17 protein-coding genes and 1 tRNA gene are annotated in these 21,149 nt (G+C 70.0%); 8 read left to right on the forward strand and 10 right to left on the reverse strand.

All coding sequences use genetic code 11. The annotated features are described in order from the left end of the window. Positions 1 to 116: 116 nt before the first annotated feature. Positions 117 to 1,550: an NAD-dependent succinate-semialdehyde dehydrogenase gene (locus MSPGM_RS21225; protein ID WP_003601395.1), complete on the reverse strand. Its 1,434-nt coding sequence runs from the start codon at positions 1,548 to 1,550 to the stop codon at positions 117 to 119. 163 nt (positions 1,551 to 1,713) lie between these two features. Then, entirely contained in the window at positions 1,714 to 2,754 is a 1,041-nt protein-coding gene (locus MSPGM_RS21230) for a Hint domain-containing protein (RefSeq protein ID WP_003601397.1), read from the reverse strand. Between the two features lie 833 nt (positions 2,755 to 3,587). On the opposite strand from MSPGM_RS21230, the gene MSPGM_RS21235 reads away from it, so the two are divergent. Further along, entirely contained in the window at positions 3,588 to 5,063 is a 1,476-nt protein-coding gene (locus MSPGM_RS21235; protein WP_003601398.1) for a GumC family protein, read from the forward strand. An 82-nt stretch (positions 5,064 to 5,145) separates the two neighbouring features. After that, positions 5,146 to 6,477, forward strand: a complete 1,332-nt coding sequence (locus tag MSPGM_RS21240) for an O-antigen ligase family protein (protein ID WP_003601399.1) — start codon at positions 5,146 to 5,148, stop codon at positions 6,475 to 6,477. A 358-nt stretch (positions 6,478 to 6,835) separates the two neighbouring features. On the opposite strand, the gene MSPGM_RS21245 is transcribed toward MSPGM_RS21240, so the two are convergent. Both MSPGM_RS21245 and MSPGM_RS21250 read right to left on the reverse strand, forming a co-directional pair. Next, positions 6,836 to 6,920, reverse strand: a tRNA-Leu gene (locus MSPGM_RS21245). A gap of 123 nt (positions 6,921 to 7,043) precedes the next feature. Beyond that, positions 7,044 to 7,349, reverse strand: coding sequence for a FliM/FliN family flagellar motor switch protein (locus MSPGM_RS21250; protein ID WP_003601400.1), 306 nt, complete (start codon positions 7,347 to 7,349; stop codon positions 7,044 to 7,046). Positions 7,350 to 7,449: 100 nt separating this feature from the next. Here MSPGM_RS21250 and lipB point away from each other — a divergent pair, with 100 nt between their 5' ends. Continuing rightward, positions 7,450 to 8,142, forward strand: a complete 693-nt coding sequence (gene lipB, locus MSPGM_RS21255) for a lipoyl(octanoyl) transferase LipB (protein WP_173390188.1) — start codon at positions 7,450 to 7,452, stop codon at positions 8,140 to 8,142. Positions 8,143 to 8,267: 125 nt separating this feature from the next. On the opposite strand, the gene MSPGM_RS21260 is transcribed toward lipB, so the two are convergent. Beyond that, positions 8,268 to 9,428 carry a glycosyltransferase gene (locus MSPGM_RS21260; RefSeq protein WP_015857422.1) on the reverse strand — a complete coding sequence of 387 codons (1,161 nt, stop codon included), beginning with the start codon at positions 9,426 to 9,428 and terminating at the stop codon, positions 8,268 to 8,270. A gap of 245 nt (positions 9,429 to 9,673) precedes the next feature. On the opposite strand from MSPGM_RS21260, the gene MSPGM_RS21265 reads away from it, so the two are divergent. After that, positions 9,674 to 10,120, forward strand: a complete 447-nt coding sequence (locus tag MSPGM_RS21265; RefSeq protein WP_003607395.1) for a DMT family transporter — start codon at positions 9,674 to 9,676, stop codon at positions 10,118 to 10,120. Positions 10,121 to 10,141: 21 nt separating this feature from the next. Here MSPGM_RS21265 and MSPGM_RS21270 read toward each other — a convergent pair whose 3' ends face one another. Both MSPGM_RS21270 and MSPGM_RS21275 read right to left on the reverse strand, forming a co-directional pair. After that, the gene (locus MSPGM_RS21270; protein WP_015857423.1) at positions 10,142 to 12,100 is read right to left on the reverse strand and encodes an AI-2E family transporter; all 1,959 of its coding nucleotides are present in this window, start codon (positions 12,098 to 12,100) and stop codon (positions 10,142 to 10,144) included. 71 nt (positions 12,101 to 12,171) lie between these two features. Beyond that, positions 12,172 to 12,546 (reverse strand): response regulator, encoded by a 375-nt coding sequence (locus MSPGM_RS21275; RefSeq protein WP_003601316.1) that lies wholly within the window; start codon positions 12,544 to 12,546, stop codon positions 12,172 to 12,174. Between the two features lie 172 nt (positions 12,547 to 12,718). Here MSPGM_RS21275 and MSPGM_RS21280 point away from each other — a divergent pair, with 172 nt between their 5' ends. Together MSPGM_RS21280 and MSPGM_RS21285 are read left to right on the forward strand one after the other, a co-directional pair. Further along, positions 12,719 to 14,080 (forward strand): pentapeptide repeat-containing protein, encoded by a 1,362-nt coding sequence (locus tag MSPGM_RS21280; RefSeq protein WP_003601314.1) that lies wholly within the window; start codon positions 12,719 to 12,721, stop codon positions 14,078 to 14,080. 86 nt (positions 14,081 to 14,166) lie between these two features. Further along, on the forward strand, positions 14,167 to 16,575 hold the full coding sequence (locus MSPGM_RS21285; protein ID WP_261925904.1) for a response regulator: 2,409 nt from the start codon (positions 14,167 to 14,169) through the stop codon (positions 16,573 to 16,575). Between the two features lie 115 nt (positions 16,576 to 16,690). Here the strand turns inward: MSPGM_RS21285 and MSPGM_RS21290 are convergent, their stop codons facing one another. Next, positions 16,691 to 18,106 carry a PLP-dependent aminotransferase family protein gene (locus tag MSPGM_RS21290; protein WP_003601309.1) on the reverse strand — a complete coding sequence of 472 codons (1,416 nt, stop codon included), beginning with the start codon at positions 18,104 to 18,106 and terminating at the stop codon, positions 16,691 to 16,693. Positions 18,107 to 18,227: 121 nt separating this feature from the next. Here MSPGM_RS21290 and MSPGM_RS21295 point away from each other — a divergent pair, with 121 nt between their 5' ends. Continuing rightward, positions 18,228 to 19,115, forward strand: coding sequence for a DMT family transporter (locus MSPGM_RS21295; protein ID WP_003601308.1), 888 nt, complete (start codon positions 18,228 to 18,230; stop codon positions 19,113 to 19,115). A 12-nt stretch (positions 19,116 to 19,127) separates the two neighbouring features. On the opposite strand, the gene MSPGM_RS21300 is transcribed toward MSPGM_RS21295, so the two are convergent. Together MSPGM_RS21300 and MSPGM_RS21305 are read right to left on the reverse strand one after the other, a co-directional pair. Further along, the gene (locus MSPGM_RS21300; RefSeq protein ID WP_003601306.1) at positions 19,128 to 19,862 is read right to left on the reverse strand and encodes a response regulator; all 735 of its coding nucleotides are present in this window, start codon (positions 19,860 to 19,862) and stop codon (positions 19,128 to 19,130) included. Positions 19,863 to 19,987: 125 nt separating this feature from the next. Next, positions 19,988 to 20,518, reverse strand: coding sequence for a GNAT family N-acetyltransferase (locus tag MSPGM_RS21305; RefSeq protein ID WP_015857425.1), 531 nt, complete (start codon positions 20,516 to 20,518; stop codon positions 19,988 to 19,990). A gap of 187 nt (positions 20,519 to 20,705) precedes the next feature. Here MSPGM_RS21305 and MSPGM_RS21310 point away from each other — a divergent pair, with 187 nt between their 5' ends. After that, on the forward strand, positions 20,706 to 21,149 hold the full coding sequence (locus MSPGM_RS21310) for a DUF983 domain-containing protein (protein ID WP_003601304.1): 444 nt from the start codon (positions 20,706 to 20,708) through the stop codon (positions 21,147 to 21,149).

A 21,149-nucleotide genomic window follows, 5' to 3' on the forward strand; every position in this document is an offset into this window, starting at 1 on the left:
GCCCGCTGCGCTGCCTCGCCGGGAGGAAAGACGGTGGTAACCGGGCGTTCTTCGAGACACGCTTGACCGGTGACGTGGCGGTCGGGGTGGCGAGCGAGGGCGCCACCCCGAGCCGGTCAGGCGTTGGCTTGCGTCACGAATTTCGTCGTCAGATAGGCCTCGATCGCCTCGGAGCCGCCCTCGCTGCCGTAGCCGGAATCCTTCACGCCGCCGAAGGGCGTTTCGGGCAGCGCGATACCGTGGTGGTTGATCGAGATCATGCCGGCCTCGATCCCCGCCCCGAACCGGTTCGCCCGGGTGCCGGAGCGGGTATAGGCGTAGGCCGCGAGCCCGTAGGGCAAACGGTTGGCCTCGGTGAGCGCCTCCGCGTCGTCGGAAAAGCGCCGGATCGCCGCGATCGGCCCGAACGGCTCCTCGTTCATGATCCGGGCCTCCAGCGGCACGTCGGCGAAGACGGTCGGCTCGAAGAAGTGGCCGCGATTGCCGATGCGGCTGCCGCCGGTGAGGAGCCGCGCGCCCTTGGCCTCGGCATCGGCCACGAAGGCCTCCATCGCCTCGACCCGGCGGCCGTGGACGAGCGGGCCCATCTGCGTCTCGGGATCGAGCCCGTCGCCGACCTTGAGCGCCTTCGAGGCGGCCACGAAGCCGTCGATGAAGCGGTCGTACACGCCCTCCTGCACGAGGAAGCGGGTCGGGGCGACGCAGACCTGTCCGGCGTTGCGGTACTTGTTGGCGGACAGCACCCGCACGGCGGTGTCGATGTCGGCATCGTCGAACACGATCGCCGGGGCATGGCCACCGAGTTCCATCGTCGCCCGCTTCATGTGCTGGCCCGCGAGCGCCGCGAGCTGCTTTCCGACGGCAGTCGAGCCGGTGAAGGTGATCTTGCGGATCACCGGGTGCGGGATGAGGTAGCCGGAAATCTCGGCCGGATCGCCGTAGACCAGGGCGAGCGCGTCGCCCGGCACGCCCGCATCGAGGAAGGCGCGCACCAGTTCGGCGCAGGAGGCCGGCGTGTCCTCGGGGCCCTTCAGTATGACGGGACAGCCGGTGCAGAGCGCCGCCGAGAGCTTGCGCACCGCCTGGTTGATCGGGAAATTCCAAGGCGTGAAGGCCGCCACCGGCCCGACCGGCTCGCGGGTGACGATCTGCAACACGCCCTCCGCGCGGGCGGGGATGACCCGGCCGTAGGCGCGCCGGCCCTCTTCGGCGAACCACTCGATGATGTCGGCCGCCACCCCGGTCTCGACCCGTGATTCGGCGAGCGGCTTGCCCTGCTCGACGGTCATGGTGCGGGCGATGTCCTCCACGCGCTCGCGCATCAGCGCGGCGGCCCGGCGCAGCACCTTGGAGCGGTCGAAGGCGGAGACCCGCCGCCACGCGGCAAAGCCCCGCTCGACCGCCTCCAGCGCCTCGTCGAGATCGGCCCGCGTCGCTACCGCGACCCGGCCGATCGCCTCGCCCGTGGCCGGATTGAGAACGGCCAGGGTCTCGCCGCCGCCACCGGGGCGCCAGCGGCCGGCGATGTGAAGCGAAACGTCGAGGTCCATGAGCCATCTCCGTACGAGGGATGGCCTTCATATAGGCACCGCGGCGCCAGGGCATCCGCCCCGGATCGCATCCGGCCTGCTCGGTGGCCACGGGCAGGCCTAACGCCACGCGCCCCTGCCGGGGTTCGGCAGAGGCGCGCGGTCGGTGACGAGAAGGGCCGTGTTACGCGGCGTGCCACACCGCTGCATCGGCCCAGGCGCTGTGCCCATCGAGCTCCGCGGCGAAGACGCCGTCGAGCCGCTGCCGCTCACCGTCCACGAGGGCGCCGTCCACCGCCACAGGGCGGCAGCGGCCGTGCTCGCCGGCCGGCACGAAGTCCGGATCGGTCAGCATGCCGTCCTCGCCGGCGAACCAGACCCGGCTGCCCATGTCGTAGTAGCTCTCGGCGGCCAGACCTTCGGCGAGCAGGATGTCGTGCGCATCCAGCTCGATATGCCAGTAGGTCACCTGCGTCGCCGGCTCGCGGAAGACGGAGGTGCCGTTGATCAGGCACATCACGGGCACCAGCACGCCGCCCTCGCCGTTGGCATCGGCGCCGACGAGCACCGGATGGCCGTGCGAGAGGCGCAGATCGCGCGCCGGGAGGCCGGGGCCGAAGGCACCCGCGCGGATCCGGATGGGCTGCTCGTTGTGGGGCAGCGCCTCGCCCTTGGCATCAAGGGCGCGGTTGCCGATCCAGGTGATCGGACGCAGCGTGCCGGAGGCCGTCACGGCGAGATCGCCGACGATCAGATCCTCGACCGCCACCTCGCCGCGGGCGGTGCGGATGAGCGTGCCCGTGGTGAAGCAGGGCGCGGCCTGGACGTTGTAATCGCCGGCCGTGTTGTTGCCGTCGGCGAGGAAGCGGGTCCGGGTGGAGCCGGCAGGCGGGTTCGAGCCGACCACCTGCGTGTTCGAGAGGAGGTAGCGGTAGTTGCCGGCCTCCGTCTCACCGGGCGGGATGGCCCTGCTCACGAACAGGATCTGGCCCGAATTGTCGAACTGCGTCGAGGTCAACTGAACGGACGTGCCTGCAAAACCGGCGGGAGCATCGGCTCCATAGGTCAGCGTGACGGGATCGCCGACCGCGTTGATGGTGCCTGATACTGTGACAGAATAGGTCGAGGCGGTATCGACCTGAAAGTTTCCAGATGCGCCACCGTCGTCGGTTCCGAGAAAGCCGGGAGCATACGTCGTATTATTGAAAGTGATTGGCAAAGCCATAGTTCATCCCTCCCATCCTGAGCGGGCGCTTTTTCGTCAGTTCTGCGCCGAGCGATCATTTGGCGACGAAATACAGAGAGATGGGCTCCGTTCCAGGAGCGCCTGCGGGCTTCAACGCTGCTTTGCTCTGACTCTGCTTTCGGTCACGGCCCGACCATGCGGGGAACCTGCGACGCCGACAATCCATCGGGATCTGTTATCTGCCGATCGGATTATATTTCTCTCATGATCGTAGGCCGATGTGCCGGATCTGCAACATTTCACTGCCGAAAACGCTTGCCGATCAGTCATTTAGGCAAAATTGCCCGGGATTTTTCGGCAATGAATGTGCGTCTTTATCTGCCGCCGGATGGGATCAATGCGCCGATCCGTCGGCCGTGCGGAAAAGAGCCGCTCGCGGCGGCATGGTGCGGGTGGGCACGTCTCCGGTCGTAGCCGGGCGATTCCGGTGGCGGCCGCTCAAGCGCGACCTCCGTCGGTTCGATATCGCGCCATGACGTCCGTCCTCCCAACACCGAGCGCGGCGGAGCCACCCTCGCATCGAGAATCGGCTGCCGGGGAACACGACCCACGGCCGCACGCCCTCAATGGCACAATACGGTTCGCAGTCCCGGTTCGGGATGGGCGCCGGCGGGTACGGTGGACGGCTTCCTGCCCTTTCGGGGCCCCTCCCCTGGGACCGAGGCCGGATCGTCGCCGGTTGTCCCCGGATGGGGCAATGAAACCGGCGGCTGCATTGCATGACGAGGGCGGTAACCGCTGGATGTCGCGATCGAGTCGCACAGCCGGTGGTACGCTGATGCCGCTTGGGGGGCCGATGCCGGCTTGACGACATGACGACCTACACAGCCACGCGCGGAGCCATTCCGCTCTCTTCCTACGATCGGCCTACCGCGTCCGCCGGGCAGTCCCCTTCCATCGCGCCGGCGCAACTCCTGGCGATGCTCAAGCGCCGCCGTCGGCTCATCGCCCTCTCGATGATCCTCGGCACGCTGGGCGGCGTGGTCGTCGTCGCGCGGACGGAACCGAACTACGTCGCCACCGCCCAGGTCATCATCGATCCGCGCGCCTTGCGCGTGGTCGAACGGGAGGTGACGCCGAGCATCGACAACGCCGACGCGCAGATCGCATCGGTCGAGAACGAGATGCGCGTCCTGCGGTCGAGCACGGTGCTCAACGCCCTGATCACCCGCGACCGGCTCGACGAGGATCCCGAATTCGCCGGCGAGCCGCCCGGCCTTCTGCGCCGGGCGAAGGCCGCGATCCTCGACCGCGTCGGCCTGTCGCCGCCCCGCTCGCCCGATCCGCGCCGCGCGGCGCTCCAGACCCTGGAGCGCAAGATCGCCGTCCGCCGGGCCGAGCGCAGCTTCGTCGTCGAGGTGCATGTCGCGACCCGTGATCCCGACAAGTCGGCCCGGATCGCGAACGAACTCGTGACGCTCTACACCGAGCAGGCGAACCGGACCCGGTCCGAGCTCGCGCGCCGCTCCGGCGCCTCCCTCGACGATCGCCTGGCCGAATTGCGCGCCGCCGTGCGCGCCGCGGAGAACCGGGTCGCGACCTTCAGGAGCGAGCACGACCTCGTCAGCGCCGACGGCTCCCTCACCAGAGACCGGCGCCTGCGCGACCTCAACACGCAGCTCGCCGCCGCCCGGGCCCGGTCCACCGAGGCCCTCGTCCGGATGGAGCAGGTGAACGCTCTGCGCGGCGGGCTCGACGGCCTGTCGGAGGCCGTCCAGTCCCAGGCCATGATCCAGTTGCGCTACCAGATCACCGAGGCCCGCCGCCGCCGGGCCAACCTCGCCAACGTGCTGGGACCGCGCCACCCCGAGCTGAACTCGATCGGCCGCGAGATCGATGCCCTTCAGGATCAGCTCGGCCAGGAGCTGCAGCGGATCGGCGACGCGGCACGGAACGATTATCGCCGGGCCAAGCAGACCGAGGAGGAGCTGCGCAGGACGGTGGAGACGATGTCGACGGCCTCGCTCGCCGACGACCGCGCGCTCGCCGAGCTGCGCGCACGGGAGGCGGAGGCCGAGGCCCAGCGCAAGCTGTTCGGCCAGTATCTCGTGCGCTCCCGCGAACTCATCGAGCAGACGCAGGTCGATGTGAACAACATCCGCGTGATCGGCGCGGCGATCCCGCCCGAACTGCCGACGAACCTGAGCAAGGCCATCGTCCTCGTGCTCGGAACGCTGATCGGCCTAGCGCTCGGCATCCTGGCGGCGATCGCCCTCGGCGTCCTGCGCGGCGAGGCGGCGTCCCTGCCGCGGTACCCGGTTGGGTCGGGCGAAGCGGTGATCGCCTGACACCTCCTGCACCCCTGCGGCCGGAGACCCTCCGCCATCGGCGGACGCAGGGGCCCTAAACGCCTTTCCCGAGCCTCGCGCCATGACCGCAACCAGCCTGACCGAAACGAGCCTTCCGCCACAAGCCGTCCGGGCCGCGCCGCTGTCGATCGGGTCGTCCGGCGCGCGGTGGCGCGCGGCCTTCGTCGTCTTCGCGGTGCTGATGTGCGCGAACGCCTTCTACGTGCTCTTCCTCGGCAGCAACAACGAGGTCGGCAACACCAAGACGCTGATGCCGTCGAACCGGAACAACCTGCTCTATGTCGGGCTCTGGCTCTGCCTCTACGTCCTGTCCCTCGGCGTGGTGCTGCGGGACATGCTGCGCAACGGGATCGACCTCTGCCTGGTCGCCGTCCTTCCGTTCGCCGGCTACATCCTGCTCTCCACCTGCTGGGCGACCGATAGCTGGGCGTCGCTGGTTCCCGCGGGGATGCTCGTCCTGAACATCGCCATCGCCGCGGCGCTGGCCTGCATCGTCCATCCGGCCGTGTTCCTGAGCCTGTACGCCTGGACCAACGTCTTCCTGGTGGCGTCCTCCCTGGTGATGGTGGTGGTGATGCCCGATGCGGTGCGCACCGACATCACCCGGCCGGGCCTGCTGATGTCGGGCGAGCTGTTCGGCGCCTATGGCAGCAAGACCCTGCACGGCATGTCCGCCGCGAGCGCGATGCTGATCCTGCTGTTCCTGCCCAGTGCGAGCCCGCGGGGCCTGCGCGGGCCGGCACTCGGCATCCTCGCGCTCGGGTTGATCCTGGCCAACTCGATGTCTTCCGTGAGCGGCATCGCGGTGGCGGGCCTGACGCTCCTGGCCGCCCGGATGCTGCCCGGCTGCGGCCGGGCCATTTTCGCGACAGTGACCGGGTTCGCAATCTTGCTCTCGCTCTTCCTGCCCTTCATCGGGGTCGGCGACATCGCCGTCGCGCTCGGCCGCAGCCCCGACTTCACCGGGCGCAGCAACTTCTGGCCCTACGCCCTCGAAGTTTTTCGCGATCGACCGGTGTTCGGCTACGGCTATTTGAGTTTTTTCAACACCGACCCATTCTCGAAGGCATGGAATGTGTGGGAGCGAGAGATGTTCTTCTTCACACCCGACTTCCACAACACCTTCCTCGACACTCTGGTCGGCTTGGGCCTCGTCGGCGGCGCGTTCTATCTCGTCCTGCTCTTGGCCTCGTCCTGCATCTTCGCGCATCCGAGCCTTGAGCGGCGCACCGCCTTCCTGCTCTCGGCCCTCCTGATCGCCTTCATCCTCAACAGCGCGACCGGCTACCTTTTCCTCGCACACAACCGGATGTCGACGATCTTCCAGTTCTACTGCCCGTTCGTTCTCTGCCGCCGGTATCGGCCGCGCTTCCCGCAGCCAGCCGTCGTCTGAGCGTCACGCCGTCAGCCCTGTCTCGGGTGAAGCAGCGTTCGCTCGCGCGTAGGAAGGCGTTCCCGAAGCCGGCTGCGTCCGGACCCTGCCGCTCACGGCGATGGTCGGCCGATCGGCCGGGATGATCGCTTCGGACGTGAGGAAGTTTGCCCAGCATCGATGGCGGGCCGATGCCATGCGCCTCGAGCCAGTCGAGCGATCACGAAACATCGCCGCCCAGGACGGACAGACCCGCGCCGGGGGATGCTTCCATCAACGCGCCGCGTCGGGAAGTCGTGTGTGAGACCGCTGTGTGAGCGCGGTCATTTTCGCTTTTTGATTTTCGCCCCAACTCCTTCCGATCACTCAGGAAAGAGTTTGGTGCGGCCAAGAGGACTCGAACCTCCACCCCTCGCGGGACTAGCACCTCAAGCTAGCGCGTCTACCAATTCCGCCATGGCCGCCCTTGCCGCCGTGCCGCTTGTGGCGGCCGGTGTCTTGTGTGGGCGGCGCAGCGGATAACAGATGCCCGGGACGTGCACAAGCGCCGGATTCGTTTCTTCGCGTTTTGCCGCCTCGAAAACCGCTCAGGGCATCGTGCCCACGTCGTCGAGGATCGGCACGGCGCCCTCGCCGATGGTCACGCCGGGAGTGCGCACCACCTCGGCCTTGCGGATCAGCTCGGTCACCTCCACGGAGATGCGGTTGCCGGTCACCACGATCTGCCCGCGGGCGATCGGGTGATCGTTGGCGAGGATCTCGACCATGTCGGTCTCGGTGGCCTCCAGCTCGATCACCGCGCCGCGGCCCATGCGCAGCAGCATGTGCAACGGCATGTGGCTGCGCCCCAGCACGACCTTGAGATCGACCTGCAATTCGTCCAGGACCGCCACGCGCGGATGCTCCGTTTGTTAAAAACCCGGAAAACCTTCCGCACGCGATGGTGAAGTCTTGGTAAACAATTCCTTCACGGCACCCGCTTCCCGGCTTTCAATCGCACCCGCGACATTCCTGCCGCGGGCGGGCGCGCCGCCGGTGGTCTGGCGCGTGACCGACAGCCTCGTCGATTACCAAGAGGCGGAGGCCGAGATGGAGGCCCGCGCCACGGCCATCGCCCGCGGCGAGGCGGATGAACTCGTCTGGCTCTTGGAGCATCCGCCGCTCTATACGGCGGGCACTTCGGCCAAGACCGCCGACCTCGTCGAGCCGGAGCGCTTCCCCGTCCACCGCACGGGCCGGGGCGGACAATACACCTATCACGGGCCGGGCCAGCGCATCGCCTACGTGATGCTGGACCTCAACCGGCGCCGGCCCGACCTGCGAGCCTATGTGGCGAGCCTGGAGGCGTGGCTGATCGCGACGCTCGACGCCTACAACATCCGGGCCGAGCGCCGCGAGGACCGGGTCGGGGTCTGGGTGCGCCGGCCGGACAAGGGGCCGACCGTCGAGGACAAGATCGCGGCGATCGGCATCCGCGTGCGGCGCTGGGTGAGCCTGCACGGGATCAGCCTCAACGTCGAGCCGGACCTCGCCCACTTCTCCGGCATCGTGCCCTGCGGCGTGCGCGAGCACGGGGTCACGAGCCTGGCCGATCTCGGCCGCATCGTCAGCCTGCCCGAGGTGGACATGGCGCTGCGCGCCGCCTTCGAGCCGATCTTCGGCCCGACGCGCGACGAGGCTCCCTGAGCAAGTTCAGGGGTTTCGAAAGGGCAAGCCCTTTCGCGGGTCCAGGGCGGAGCCCTGGTGGTGGGTGAGCCGGGGCGCTGCCCCGGCGCCCCGCCAAAGGGGTGACCCCTTTGGGATCCCGGACTTTACGCGTCGGCGGTGGCCGTTGGGGCGACCGGGCGTGCGGACGGCGTTGCCCGGCGCAGGCGGAGACCCGCGCGCAGCAGCGGCAGCATGAGGCGGGCGAGCCGGATCTGGCCGGGGAGCTGTCGCGGCATCAGCGGGCGGTAGGCGAGGCGCGGGCTGGCGCGATCGACCGCCGCGACGATCTCGCCGACCCGCGGCAGGGCGGCGATGCGGCGGGCTTCCGCCTCGGTGATGCCGAGCCGGCGCGCCCAGGCGAGATCGCGGGTGAGCCGGCCCTCGTCGTAGAGGCGGCGCAGCCGTGCCCGCCAGACGTAGCGGTGGAGCGCGCGGGGGACCGCCTCCATGCGGGCATCGCACAGGGCGTCGGGCTCCTCGCAGCGGGAGCGGATCGTGTCGGCGACGCCGCCGGCCGCGCGGCCGGTGAGCCGGGCCGAGATCAGCACCAGCACCGCCCGGTCATGGCGCACGCGAAAGCCCCGCTGGAGCAGCGCGCCGACAAAGGCGCCGTCCTCGCCGAGCGGAATCTCCGGCATGCCGCCGACGTCGCGGTAGGCGGGAAGCCGCACGGCGAGCGAAGCGCCAATGGTGGTGCGGTGGCAGGGCCAGGGATCGTGCGGATCGGGATCGATGCGCGCCTCCATCTCGGTGATGAGCGCGTCGTAGGTGTCCTCCAGTCGGCCGCGGGCGGGCAGCGAGGGCGGCAGCAGGGCCGCCTCCTCCGGGATCAACTCGACCCGGCCGGCGACCGCGTCGGCGCCCGCCTCCAAGGCGGCGAGGTTGGCCGCGACCCAATCCGGCGGCACGATGCTGTCGGCATCGGTGGTCAGGAGCGTCGCCGTCGCGGAAGCCGTCCCCTCCGCTTCGAGCCACGCGACCGCCGCGTCCATCGCCGCGCGGCGCGCCCAGCCCGCATGCGCCCCGGCATGAACGCGCTCGATCACCCGGACGGGAATCGAGAGCGCCGGCACGAGACGGGCGACGATCTCCGCCGTGTCGTCGGTGCAGTTGTTGAGGAACAGCACCAGCCCGAGCCGCCCCGGCGCGAGGCCGGTCTGCCGGTCGATCGCCGTCAGGCAGCGGGCGATCCGCTCGGCCTCGTTGCGCACGGGGATGGCGATGAGGGTGTCGAGGCGCGACGGCGTGGGGGAAACGGGCGGCACGGACAGGCTCCGGGAAAGCCGATGGGAGGCGCCGGAATGCGGGCTCCGCGCGGCGCGTGTGCCTCCATAGGCTGCGCTTGATGAACCGCGGCTGATGGTCTCGCGCCACGGAACGGCGCGGGCGGGCCCCGGTTTCCCGCGCACCCCCGTCAGCAGGCAGCCTTCAACGGAGGCTTCGAAGAATCGTCCAGGGATCGCGCGGGATCCGGACCCCTCATCGCGGCGCGCCGCAGGAACCCGAAACGATGATCCTCCTCTACGGCATTGCCCTGCTCGCCGGCATCGCCACGGCCGTGCAACCCGGCCAAAGCACGCAGCTCGCCAAATCCTTCGGCGAGCAGCCCTTCGCAGCCGGGCTCGTCTCGATGCTGGTCGGCACCGTCACCATGCTCGGCATCGGCCTCGCGACCGGGCGGCTGCACCTGCCGAGCCTTCAGCAAGCCGGCCAGACGCCGATCTGGGCCTGGTTCGGTGGTGCGCTCGGCGCCGGCGTCATCCTGGCCCAGCTCTTCGTCGCGCAGCGGATCGGCGCGGCGGCCTTCCTCGGCCTTCTCGTGACCGCGGGCGTCGTCACCTCGATCATGCTCGACCATTTCGGGCTCGAAGGCTTCGCCGTCCATCCCGCGAGCATCACACGCCTTCTCGGCGGAGCGCTGATGATCGCGGGCGTCGCCCTGGTGGCTCTGTCCTGACGGGGTTCGCCCGGCTTAGCCCTACTCCGCCGCCTGCCGAAGCCGGGGCGAGGCCGGGGCGGCTGTCCCGGCCCGCGCCCGCGCCAATGCGGCGTCGAGGGCGTCGCTCAGCGAGGTCACGAGCAGGTCGGCGGAGATCGCCCGGCGCAGGCGGCCGAGGGAGGCCGGGTCGCGCTCGCGCCAGAAGCCGACGAGGATCGTCACCCCCGGCGCGGCCTTGCGGGCGCGACGGATGGTCAGGCGGATCTGCGACAGGCTGATCGGGTCGAGATAGGAGAAGCAGATCATCGCCGGGCGCTCGCCCTCGGGCAGACCGTTCCGCAACGCGTCGCCCGGCGCCACCCGCGCTCCGAGCCCGTGGCGGGACAGCGTCTGAGCGAGCATCAGCGTCGCGGCTTCGTCGAAGGCGCCCCCGCTCGGCACGCACAGGACCGGCGCCTCGCCACGCCAGGCCGACGCGAGATCGTCCGGGCCGAGCACGATGCCGGCGGTGTGGCGGTCCGGCCCCACCGCGGCGAAGGCGGCCTCGGCCTCGGCACCGATGGGCTTGCGGGAGCGCCGCGGCATGCCGCGCTTGCGCGCCAGCCCCAGCGCCTCGACCACCGTGCGGAAGCCGGCGCCGACCTCGCCCTGCCGCTCCCGGTCGAGCATGCCGCGCGCCGCATCCTCCTGGGCCATGCGCAGGCCCGGAAGCACGACCTCGTCGTAGTAGGTGACGAGCGCCCGCTCCTTCAGGAACAGCCGCCCCTGATCGACGGCCTCGGCCGGATCGCCCGCCAGCATGCGCTGGTAGAAGATCTCCTGAGGCCCGAGCGCCGGGCGGTCGCCGAGGATCACGTCGAGGAACCACAGCCGCTCGACATGGCGGCCGAGCACCACGAGGCAGACCGTCAGCGGGGTGGCGAGCAGGAGGCCGATCGGCCCCCACAGGAAGGTCCAGATCGTCGCCGCGAGGATCACCGCAATCGGCGAGATACCGGTCGAGTGCCCGTAGAGCAGCGGCTCGACCACGTGGCCGGCGATCGGCTCGATCACGACGAACAGGATCGCGACTTGGATTGCCATCGACCAGCCGGGATCGACGGCCACGGCGATGGCGAGCGGCAGCGCCGCCGAGAGCACCGCGCCGACATAGGGCACGAAGCGCGAAATGCCGGCGATGACGCCGAACAGGATCGGGCTCGGCACGCCGATGAACCACAGGCCCACGCCGATCACGAGGCCGAAGGCGACGTTGAGGATGAGCTGCGCCACGAAGAACCGGCTGAGCCGGCTCGTGGCGTCGTCGATCGCCGCGGTGGTGCGGCGCAGGTCGCTCGACCCCGCGAGCCGGATCGCGCGGTTTCGCAGATCCTCGCGCTGGAGCAGGATGAAGATCGTGAACAGCAGGATCAGGCCGAGCGTCGCCAGCGGGTGCAGCACCCCGCCCGCCACGCTGCCGAGCGTCGTCAGCAGTCCGGTGCGGGGCGCGTGGATCTCGACCTGCATCGGCCGCTCCGCCGTGCCGAGCGGCGCGTTGGTCTCGGACTTGGTCTTGGCGGCGGGCGGCTGCAACTCCTTGCCGATCTCTTCGGCCATGTCGAAGAAGCCGGAGAAGGTGTCCGACAGGCTTCCGCGCTCGGCGGTGGCGGCGCGCAGGGCCGTGATCTTGTCGCGCAGGGTCAGCGAGTAGCGCGGCAGATCGGTCGCGAGCTGTGCCGCCTCGCGGGCGATCAGGCTGCCGATGGCGCCGAGCAGGCCGAACGCGAGCACCACCACCAGCAGCACCGCCGCCACCCGCGGCACCCGGACGCGCCGCAGGGCCCGCACGGCGGGCACGAGGACGAAGCTCAGCAGGATGGCGAGCGCCACCGGCACGAGGATGTCGCGGCCGAAATACAGCGCGCCGGCGAGCGTCACGACCAGCAGCATCGAGGCGAGCGTCGTCACCACCGGCAGCGCCTGCCGCAGGAGCCGCGTGGTGACCGGATCGGTGGTCATGGCGTCCTCATGGGCAACGGGGCCCGTTCGGGTGAGGGAATGTCAGGAGCGGTGGGGGCGGGCCAGGCGCCTCAATCCCCCGCCCCGATCGCCGTGCCGATCTGGGTGAGCAGTTTGGGGAAATCGATCGGTTTGGGGTGATAGTCGTCGCAGCCGGCCTGGATCGCCTTGTCGCGGTCGCCCGACATGGCGTGGGCGGTCAGCGCGATGATCGGGATGGCGCGGGTATCGGTCGCGGCCTTCAGGGCGCGGGCGGTCGACCACCCGTCGAGGATCGGCAGGTTCATGTCCAGCAGGATCACGTCGGGCTGGGCGGCGCGGGCCTGCTGCACGCCCGCCTCGCCGTCATGGGCGAGCACGACCTCGTAGCCGCGGCGCTTGAGCCGGCGGGACAGGAAATCCCAGATCTCCTCGTGGTCTTCCACCAGCAGGATTTTGCCCGACACGCCTGAACCCCTTCTCGCGCCGCACGCGCTGTGGCCACACAACGCACGGAAAGCCGTTGCGGTAGCATAGGATCATTTGCAAAACCGCGTCCCTCCCACGGCCCCTCGCCTTGTGTCGCTCGGGCCGGGCCGGCTATGGGGCTTGGCGGCGGGATCATGCGAGGCGTTTGCGGTGCGACAGGGCGATGCGGAGGGCGATGATCCGCGCGTCGCAGCGCTGCTCGCGCGTCTCTCGGACGACGAGGTGCCGTTCTCGATCGCCGGGCGCGACGACTTGGCCGGGCTCACCCTGTCGCGCGCCGCGCTGAACGGTCACATCGATCCGACGGCGCCGCCGCGCTGGTGGATGGAGGGCGTGGGCGGGCTCGACCTCGCCGGCGCCGACCTCGCCGACGCCCGGCTGGAGATGACCGACTTTTCCGACGCCAACCTGCGTCGCGCCTCGCTCGCCGGAGCCCTCGCGCGCTCGGCCGGCTTCGCGAATGCCTGCCTAGAGGAAGCGGACTTTGCCGGCGCCGACCTCAGCGGCGCGCGCTTTACCGGGATTGCCGGCGGGCAAGCCTCCTTCCGCGAGGCGATGCTGGAGGATGCCGACTTCTCCGGCGCCACCATGCGCTTTGCCCGGCTCGACAAGGCTTTGCTCGATGGCGCCCGCTTCGAGGGAGCCGACCTGTGGGGCACCGACTTCACCGGGGCGGATGCCGACGATTCCGTGTTCCGAAAGGCCCGGCTCGACGAGGCCAACCTCTCCGACTGCAACCTGACCGGCGCGGATTTCGAGGGGGCGAGCCTGAAGAAGGCGCGGCTCGTCGGCTCGCGGCTGCGCGGCGCCAACTTCTCCGGGGCCCACCTCGACGGGGCGGACCTGTCGGGGGCCGACTTCTCCCGCACCAGCCTCGTGCGGCTCGACCTCACGACGTGCAAGCTGCACCGCGCGCGCTTTGCCGGCGCATGGCTGGAAGGCGTGCGGCTCTCCGTCGAGCAGATCGGCGGGATGGTCGGCGAGGAGGCGGCGGGCGAGTACGAGGCGGCCCAGGCGAGCTATCTCGCGCTCGAGCGCAACCTTCAGAGCATCGGCAGCCCCGAGGGCGCGAGCTGGGCCTACAAGCGCGGGCGCCGCATGGGCCGCCGCCATGCCGGCGTGCGGGCCCGCGAGGCCTTTTTCGCCCGCGATGTGCGGGGAACGCTGAGCTCTGGTTACCGCTGGATCGCCGACCGCTTCGTCGAGTGGCTGTGCGACTACGGCGAGAGCCTGTCGCGGATCGCCCGTGCCTTCCTCGTCGGGATCTTCCTGTTCGCCGGGGCCTATGGGGCGACGGGCGGGCTCTTCCACGAGGGCGAGAACGCGCCGACCTACAACCCGCTCGATCTCGTCAGCTACAGCGCGCTCAACATGATGACCGCCAACCCACCCGAGATCGGGGTGAAGCCGCTGGGCCGCGTCACCAACCTGCTGGTCGGGTTGCAGGGGGCAGCGGGGATCGTGCTGATGGGGTTGTTCGGCTTCGTCCTCGGCAACCGCCTGCGCCGCTGACTTTTGATTTCGCATCCGCGCGAAAGCCGGCCACACCGGGCGGACGCAAACCGTGACGACGCGGCTGCGACGCCGACGAAGCCATGATGCCGACGAAGCTGACGGGAGACATCACCGTGACCGTACAGGACGGGAAGGTGCCGGAAACCGGGCCGACCATGGCCGATTTCCGCAATCTCGCCGACGCTTTGCCGCAACTCGCTTGGATCGCCGAGGCCGACGGCACCCTCGTCTGGTACAATCGCCGCTGGTACGACTACACCGGCACGACGCCCGCCGAGATGGCCGACCATGGCTGGCGCAAGCTGCACCACCCGGACCATCTCGAACGCGCCGCGGAGCGCTTCGCCAGCTGCATCGCGGCGGGCGAGTCGTGGCAGGACACCTTCCCCCTGCGCGGCAAGGACGGCCGCTACCGCTGGTTCCTGTCGATGGCCGAGCCGGTCCGCAATGCGGAGGGCACCGTCCTGCGCTGGTACGGCACCAACACCGACGTCACCGAGACGCGTCTCGCGCAGGACGCGCTGGGCCATTCCGAGCAGCGCTTCCGCGCGCTGGTGGATGCCTCCGCCGCCGTCATCTGGAGCACGACCGCGCAAGGCGAGCTGATGCCGCCCCAGCCGAGCTGGGCCGCCTATACCGGCCAGAGCGACGAGGCCTATCAGGGCTGGGGCTGGATCGACGCGATCCATCCCGACGACCGGGCGCGTGTCGCCGAAGTCTGGGCCGAATGCGTCGAACGGGTGACCGTGTTCGAGGTCGAGTACCGCCTGCGCCGCCACGACGAGGTCTGGCGCGACATGGAGGTGCGCGGCGTGCCGGTGCTCGCCGAGGACGGCTCCATCCGTGAATGGGTCGGGCTCAACATCGACATCACCGCCCGGAAGGAGGCCGAGGCCGCGATCGAGCACGCCCGTGCCGCGGCGGAGGCTGCCAACCTCGCCAAGAGCCAGTTCCTGGCCAATATGAGCCACGAGCTGCGCACGCCGCTCTCGGCGGTGATCGGCTATTCCGAGATGCTCGGCGAGGAGCTGGAGGATCTGGGCCAGGCCGAGCTGCTGCCGGACCTGCGCAAGATCGAGTCGTCCGCCCGCCACCTGCTCGGCCTCATCAACGACGTGCTCGACATCTCCAAGATCGAGGCCGGTCGCCTGACCCTGGCCGCGGAGACCTTCGATGTCGTGTCCCTGATCGAGGATGTCACGGCTGCCACGCAGAGCCTGATCACGAAGAAGCGCAACCGCTTCCGCCTCGATTTCGAGGGGGACCTGGGCGCCATGCATCAGGACCAGTTGAAGCTGCGCCAGTCGCTGATCAACCTGATCGGCAACGCGGCGAAGTTCTCGGAGGATGGTGAGATTATCCTCGGTGTGCGGCGCCTGCGGGAGGGTGGGGCCGACTGGCTGAGCTTTTCCGTCTCGGATACCGGCATCGGCCTGACGCAAGAGCAGATCGGCCGGTTGTTCGAGCGCTTCTCCCAGGCGGATGAATCGACCACGCGCCAGTTCGGCGGAACCGGCCTCGGGCTCGCCATCACCCGCGCCTTCGTCGAGCGGATGGGCGGCACGATCGGCGTCGAGAGCACCTTCGGCGCGGGCGCGACCTTCACGATCCGCCTGCCTGCTGAACTCGCCGCCCACGAGGAAGAGGTCGAGGCGGAAAGCGTCGCCGCCCGCGTTCAGGAGATCACCGAGGGTGAGGCGCATCTGCACGACGTGGTTCTGCTCGTCGACGACGACCCGGCCGCCCGCGACCTGCTCCAGCGCTTCCTCGAACGCGAGGGGTTCCGCGTGCGCACCGCCAATGACGGGCGGGCCGGGCTGACCTTGGCCCGGGCGCTGAAGCCGCGGGCAATCCTGCTCGACATCGAGATGCCGCGCATGGACGGCTGGGCGGTGCTGCACGCGATCCGCACCGATCCCGAGATCGCCGAGACGCCGGTCATCATCACCAGCGTGGTCAACGAGTTCAGCCTCGCCCACGTGCTCGGCGCCACCGACTACATGGTCAAACCGATCGATTGGGGTGCGCTCAAGGATGCGATGGAGCGCTACCGCCCCGTCGATCGCGAGGGCAGCGTGCTCGTGGTCGATGACGACGCCGATGCCCGCGAGCGGGTGCGCCGCACGCTCCAGCGCGATGGCTGGCAGGTGCGCGAGGCCGAGAACGGCGCCGCTGCCCTGGAGAGCCTGGATCAAGTCCGCCCGAGCCTGATCCTGCTCGACCTGATGATGCCGGTGATGGACGGCTTCGCCTTCCTGCGGGCGCTGCGCGGCCGCCCGGACGGCGACAGCATCCCCGTGGTGGTGCTCACCGCCAAGGAGATCACGAGCGAAGAGAAGGAGAGCCTCGGCCGGCAGGCCGACCGGCTCATCGTCAAAGGTTCGATGAGCCTCTCCGAGATCGGCCGGCAATTGCGCGACCTCTACAGCCACCAGGACGGCACGCCGCTGCCGGGCAAGATCCAGAGCTTGATCGACAAGCTGTCGCCGTAGGTCATCCCAGCCAGCGCCCTCACCCTGAGGTGCCGGAGCCAAACGCAGGTCTCGAACGGGCTTCCAGGGATCGCGCGGGGTACTGGAAGACCGTCCGAGGCCGCTTTGCGGCAGATCAGGGTGAGGATGCGGGTAGGATCTTCGCTGCCTCCATCGCCCGCGCCAGCCCGTCATAGACCCGCGGATCGGTCATCTGCGCCACGTTAAAGCGCATGAAGCTGCCGGCCGTCTGCGAGACGCTGAAGACGTTGCCGGGGGCCAGCACCAGACCCTCCGCCAAGCCGGCGCGGGCGAGAGCCGCCGCGTCCTGCCCGTCCGGCAGGCGGCACCACAGGGTGAAGCCGCCGCGCGGCACGATCCAGGGCGTGATGCCGAGCGAACCGAGCCGGGCGGTGGCCTCCCGGCGCGCCCGCGACAGGCGGCGGCGCAAGGCTTCCAGATGCTTGCGGTAGCTGCCGTCGGCGAGCGCGCCGGCGATCAGCTCGGCGGCAACCGGGCTCGGGCCGCCGAAGCTCGTCGCCACCTGGAGATCGACCAGGGCCTCGATCCAGTCGGGGCGCGCGGCGATGAAGCCGCAGCGGATCGAGGCCGAGAGCGTCTTCGAGAAGCTGCCGATGCGGATCACGCGGTTCAGGCCGTCGAGGGCGGCGAGCCGGGGTGAGGGTTCGGGCTCCAGGTCGGCGAAGATGTCGTCCTCGACGATGGTGAGGTCGTGCGCCGCCGCGAGCGTCAGGAGCCGGTGGGCATTCTGCGGCGAGAGCGTCGCGCCGGTCGGATTGTGGAGCGCTGAATTGGTGACGTAGAGGCGCGGGCGATGCTCGGCGAGCGCCGCGGCGAAGGCTGCGAGATCGGGCCCCGTCGGCGTGTAGGGCACCCCGATGATCCGGACCGCGTGGACGCGCAGCAAGGCCTGGAAGTTGAAGTAGCAGGGATCGTCCACGATCACCGTGTCGCCGGGCCGCAGGAGGAAGCGGCCGATCAGGTCGATGGCCTGCGTCCCCGAGGCAGTGAGCAGCAGCTGATCCGCGCCGAGTTCGATCCCCTCCCCCGCCATCCGGCGCACGAGGTGACGGCGCAGAGACAGCGCGCCGCGGGTGACGCCGTAATCGGTCAGCACCGCGTCCCCGGCCTGCGCGAGGCCGCGCACGGCCCGGCGGATCGCCGCGTTCGGCATCCAGTCGGCCGGAAGCCAGCCGCAGCCCGGCTTGAGCATCTCCGGACCGGCATCGAGCGATTGGCGCGAGACCCAGAGCGGATCGATCGCCCGCTCACGCTGCGGCTCCGCCTCGGTGAGCGCCAGCGGCGAGACCGCCCCCGAGACGAAGAAGCCCGCGCCCGGCCGCGCCCGGATCAGCCCCTCCGCCGCGAGCCGGTCGTAGGCTTCGACCACGGTTGAGGGCGAGACGCCCATGGTCGTGGCGAAGCGGCGGATCGAGGGCAGCTTCTCGCCCGGGCTCAGTGCCCGGACGGCAAGCTTGGTACGGATCGCCGTCATCACGGCCGCCGTACGGCCCACGATCTCATCCGTCATGTCGCGGTCGCTCAAGCATATGGACGCAAAGGGCCATACAGTTCGGTTTGAACTGTAGGGTACTGTTTCTGGCGCCGCCAGGGTTCGAGTTCTAACCTCGCATTGCCCTTCGAGACGAACGATGCCCGAACATCACACGAACAATCCGACCGGAAAGACCTGGCATGGGTGGGGCCACGGCCTCCTCGGCGTGCTTATCTTCAGCGGCTCGCTGCCGGCGACGCGGGTGGCGGTCGGCGGTTTCACGCCGCTCTTCCTCACCGCCTCACGCGCGGTGATCGCCGCCGGGCTCGGAGGCGCGCTCCTGGCTCTGCTGCGGCAGACGCGGCCGGCGCGGGGCGATCTCGGGCCGCTCGCCGTGGTGGCTCTCGGCGTGGTGGTCGGCTTTCCCCTGCTCACGGCGCTGGCGCTCCGGCACATCACCTCAGCCCGCTCCATCGTCTTCATCGGCCTGCTGCCGCTCGCCACCGCCCTGTTCGGTTTGCTGGGGCCCCATGACAGGCCAAAGCCCGCCTTCTGGCTGTTCTCGGGCGTGGGCAGTGTGCTGGTGGCGGGCTTCGCCCTGGCGCGCAGCGACGGCGCCGACCTGACGGGCGACGGGCTGATGCTGGGGGCGATCCTGCTATGCGGTCTCGGCTACGCCGAGGGCGCGCGCCTGTCGCGCCGGCTCGGCGGCTGGCAGGTCATCTCCTGGGCGCTCGTTCTGGCCGCGCCCGCCATGGCCGTTCTGGCGCTCGCCACCCTGCCGGATTCTTGGGCCGGGATCGGCCTGCCGGCCTGGGCCGGGCTCGGCTACGTCTCGGTCTTCAGCATGCTGGTCGGCTTCGTGTTCTGGTATCGCGGGCTGGCGCTCGGCGGCATCGCCGGGGTCGGCCAACTGCAACTGCTCCAGCCCTTCTTCGGGCTCGCGCTCGCCGGCCTTCTGCTGGGCGAGCCGGTCGAGGGGGCGATGGTCGCGGTCGCCGCCGGGGTGGTGCTGTGCGTCGTCGCGGCGAAACGGTTCGCCTGAAGGCAATCCCGCTCAGAACCCCCCGCCCGCCTGATCGAAATCGACATAGGCCGTCTCGATCACGATCTGGGTGCGGCTGATGACTTCGAGCTTGCGCAGGATCTCGGAGACGTGGGCCTTCACCGTCGAGTCGCCGACCTGCAGCTCGTAGGCGATCTGCTTGTTGAGCTTGCCTTGGCGGATCATGCCGAGCACCCGCATCTGCTGCGGGGTCAGGCGGGCGACCCGCTCGGCGATCGGCGCCTTGTCGCCGCCCCGCACCGGGGCCGGCGCGGCGGCGAGATCGGGCGGCATGAACAGGGCGCCGCCGAGGACCTCGGAGATCGCCCGGGTCAGCGTCGCCTTGTCGACGGCCTTGGGCACGAAGCCGGCCGCACCGTGCCGAACGGCCTCGTGCATGATGCGCGGATCGGTGACGCCGGAGACGATCAGGATCGGCACGCGGGGAAAGCGCGTGCGGATCGCGGTGAGTCCCTCGAACCCGGTCACGCCCTGCATCGAGAGATCGAGCAGCGTCAGGTCGATGGCGGGGTTCCGGCCCAGGATCTCGCAGGCCGTGCCGATGCCGTCCGCCTCGTGCAAAACGGCCTCGGGGAAGGCGAGCGCGATGGCGCTCGCCAGCGCCTCGCGGAAAAGGGGGTGATCGTCGACGATCAGGAGGCGCAGGGCCTGTCCGCCTGCCAGGGGCGCCGCCTCGTCGGAGTGGCCGCCGATATCCGATTGTGCGCTGGCCGTCATCGCGATCATGTCTTCCGGCGCGCCGGCTTTGGCCGGCGAGGGCCCATTCGCGGATCTTAAGCCGATTCGAGATCCGCCGCTTCCCGGTCTTTGGTCCATCCCGCCCGTCCGGCCCGTCGGCACCGCCTGCGGCGTCAGACGCCTTCGAGGACGAGCTGGCGGCGGCCGGGGCGGTGCCCCTCCGAGCCGGTCTCGCGAAAGCCGATCTTGTGCAGCAGGCCCCAGGAGGCGACGTTGCCGGGCCGGCATTCGGCCACGATCGCCCGGCGGGGAAAGCGGCGGCGCAGCAGGCCGACGATGGCGGAGACCGCCTCCGTCCCGAAGCCGCGGCCGCGGGCGGCCCCGCCGATCCAGTAGCCGATCTCGACCGCGCCCTCCCCCCGCAGATGGGTGCCGACGACGCCGACGAGCGGGGCGGCGGGCTCGCGGCTCCAGACGCCGAGGAAGCGGTCGCGCCCATGCCGGCCCGAGGCGATCAGTGCCTCGGCGTCCGCCAGGGTGAAGGGGGTGGCGAGAAAATCGACCGCGCTGGTGATCGCCGGATCGTCGGTGAGCGCGTGCACGGCCCGCGCGTCTCCGGCACTGAGCGGCGCGATCGTCAGCCGACCGGTCTCGAGACCGGGCAGGTCGCTCAGGCTGTCGCGGCGGATCCGGCGGAGGAACATGTTTGCGGCATGCTGTGGCGCGCGTGAGACCATTAACGCTCTGTCGCCGCCATTTAATCCAGGGTCCTTGGAAAAATCTCGGCTCGAAAAAATCCATCCGGTCCCGCGTCGGTGGCTTACATGGGTGGCCTGCGGGGCGCTGGCGAACCATCGCAGCGGGCTTTGGTTGCCTCGCCAGGAGACCGTGATGACCGACACCCGTGACGCGATTCCGACCGAGACCCGGTACGAGCCCCAGGCGCCGCTCTCCGTGGCGGCGCGCAGCGCCTGCCCGCGCTGCGGCCGGGGCCACCTGTTCAAGGGGTTTCTAAGCATCGCCCCACGCTGTGATTCCTGCGGACTCGACTTCTCCTTCGCCGATCCCGCGGACGGACCCGCCTTCTTCGTGATGATGACCACGGCGATCCCCGCGGTCGCCTTCGGCCTGTGGCTGGAACTGACCTACGACCCGCCGGTCTGGCTCCACTTCGCCCTGACCCTGCCCGTGGTGCTGATCGCCTGCACCCTCCCCTTGCGCTTCTTCAAGGGCTGGCTGGTGGCGAGCCAATACGTTCACCGCGCCGAGGAGGGCCGGCTCGCCCGGCCGGCGCCGGTCGAGGCTGCAAAGCCGGACGCGCCCGGCCCACGCTAA

The organism is Methylorubrum sp. GM97 (assembly GCF_024347855.1).
In the GTDB taxonomy this organism is placed as follows: Bacteria; Pseudomonadota; Alphaproteobacteria; order Rhizobiales; family Beijerinckiaceae; genus Methylobacterium; species Methylobacterium extorquens.

Excerpts from the sequence above, each read along its gene's own strand:
- MSPGM_RS21300 (WP_003601306.1), bottom strand. The coding sequence starts at position 19,862 with ATGATCGCGATGACGGCCAGCGCACAATCGGATATCGGCGGCCACTCC.
- MSPGM_RS21290 (WP_003601309.1), bottom strand. The coding sequence starts at position 18,106 with ATGACGGATGAGATCGTGGGCCGTACGGCGGCCGTGATGACGGCGATC.
- MSPGM_RS21235 (WP_003601398.1), top strand. The coding sequence starts at position 3,588 with ATGACGACCTACACAGCCACGCGCGGAGCCATTCCGCTCTCTTCCTAC.
- MSPGM_RS21230 (WP_003601397.1), bottom strand. The coding sequence starts at position 2,754 with ATGGCTTTGCCAATCACTTTCAATAATACGACGTATGCTCCCGGCTTT.
- MSPGM_RS21240 (WP_003601399.1), top strand. The coding sequence starts at position 5,146 with ATGACCGCAACCAGCCTGACCGAAACGAGCCTTCCGCCACAAGCCGTC.
- MSPGM_RS21305 (WP_015857425.1), bottom strand. The coding sequence starts at position 20,518 with ATGTTCCTCCGCCGGATCCGCCGCGACAGCCTGAGCGACCTGCCCGGT.
- MSPGM_RS21295 (WP_003601308.1), top strand. The coding sequence starts at position 18,228 with ATGCCCGAACATCACACGAACAATCCGACCGGAAAGACCTGGCATGGG.
- MSPGM_RS21225 (WP_003601395.1), bottom strand. The coding sequence starts at position 1,550 with ATGGACCTCGACGTTTCGCTTCACATCGCCGGCCGCTGGCGCCCCGGT.
- MSPGM_RS21270 (WP_015857423.1), bottom strand. The coding sequence starts at position 12,100 with ATGACCACCGATCCGGTCACCACGCGGCTCCTGCGGCAGGCGCTGCCG.
- MSPGM_RS21310 (WP_003601304.1), top strand. The coding sequence starts at position 20,706 with ATGACCGACACCCGTGACGCGATTCCGACCGAGACCCGGTACGAGCCC.
- MSPGM_RS21265 (WP_003607395.1), top strand. The coding sequence starts at position 9,674 with ATGATCCTCCTCTACGGCATTGCCCTGCTCGCCGGCATCGCCACGGCC.
- MSPGM_RS21285 (WP_261925904.1), top strand. The coding sequence starts at position 14,167 with ATGCCGACGAAGCTGACGGGAGACATCACCGTGACCGTACAGGACGGG.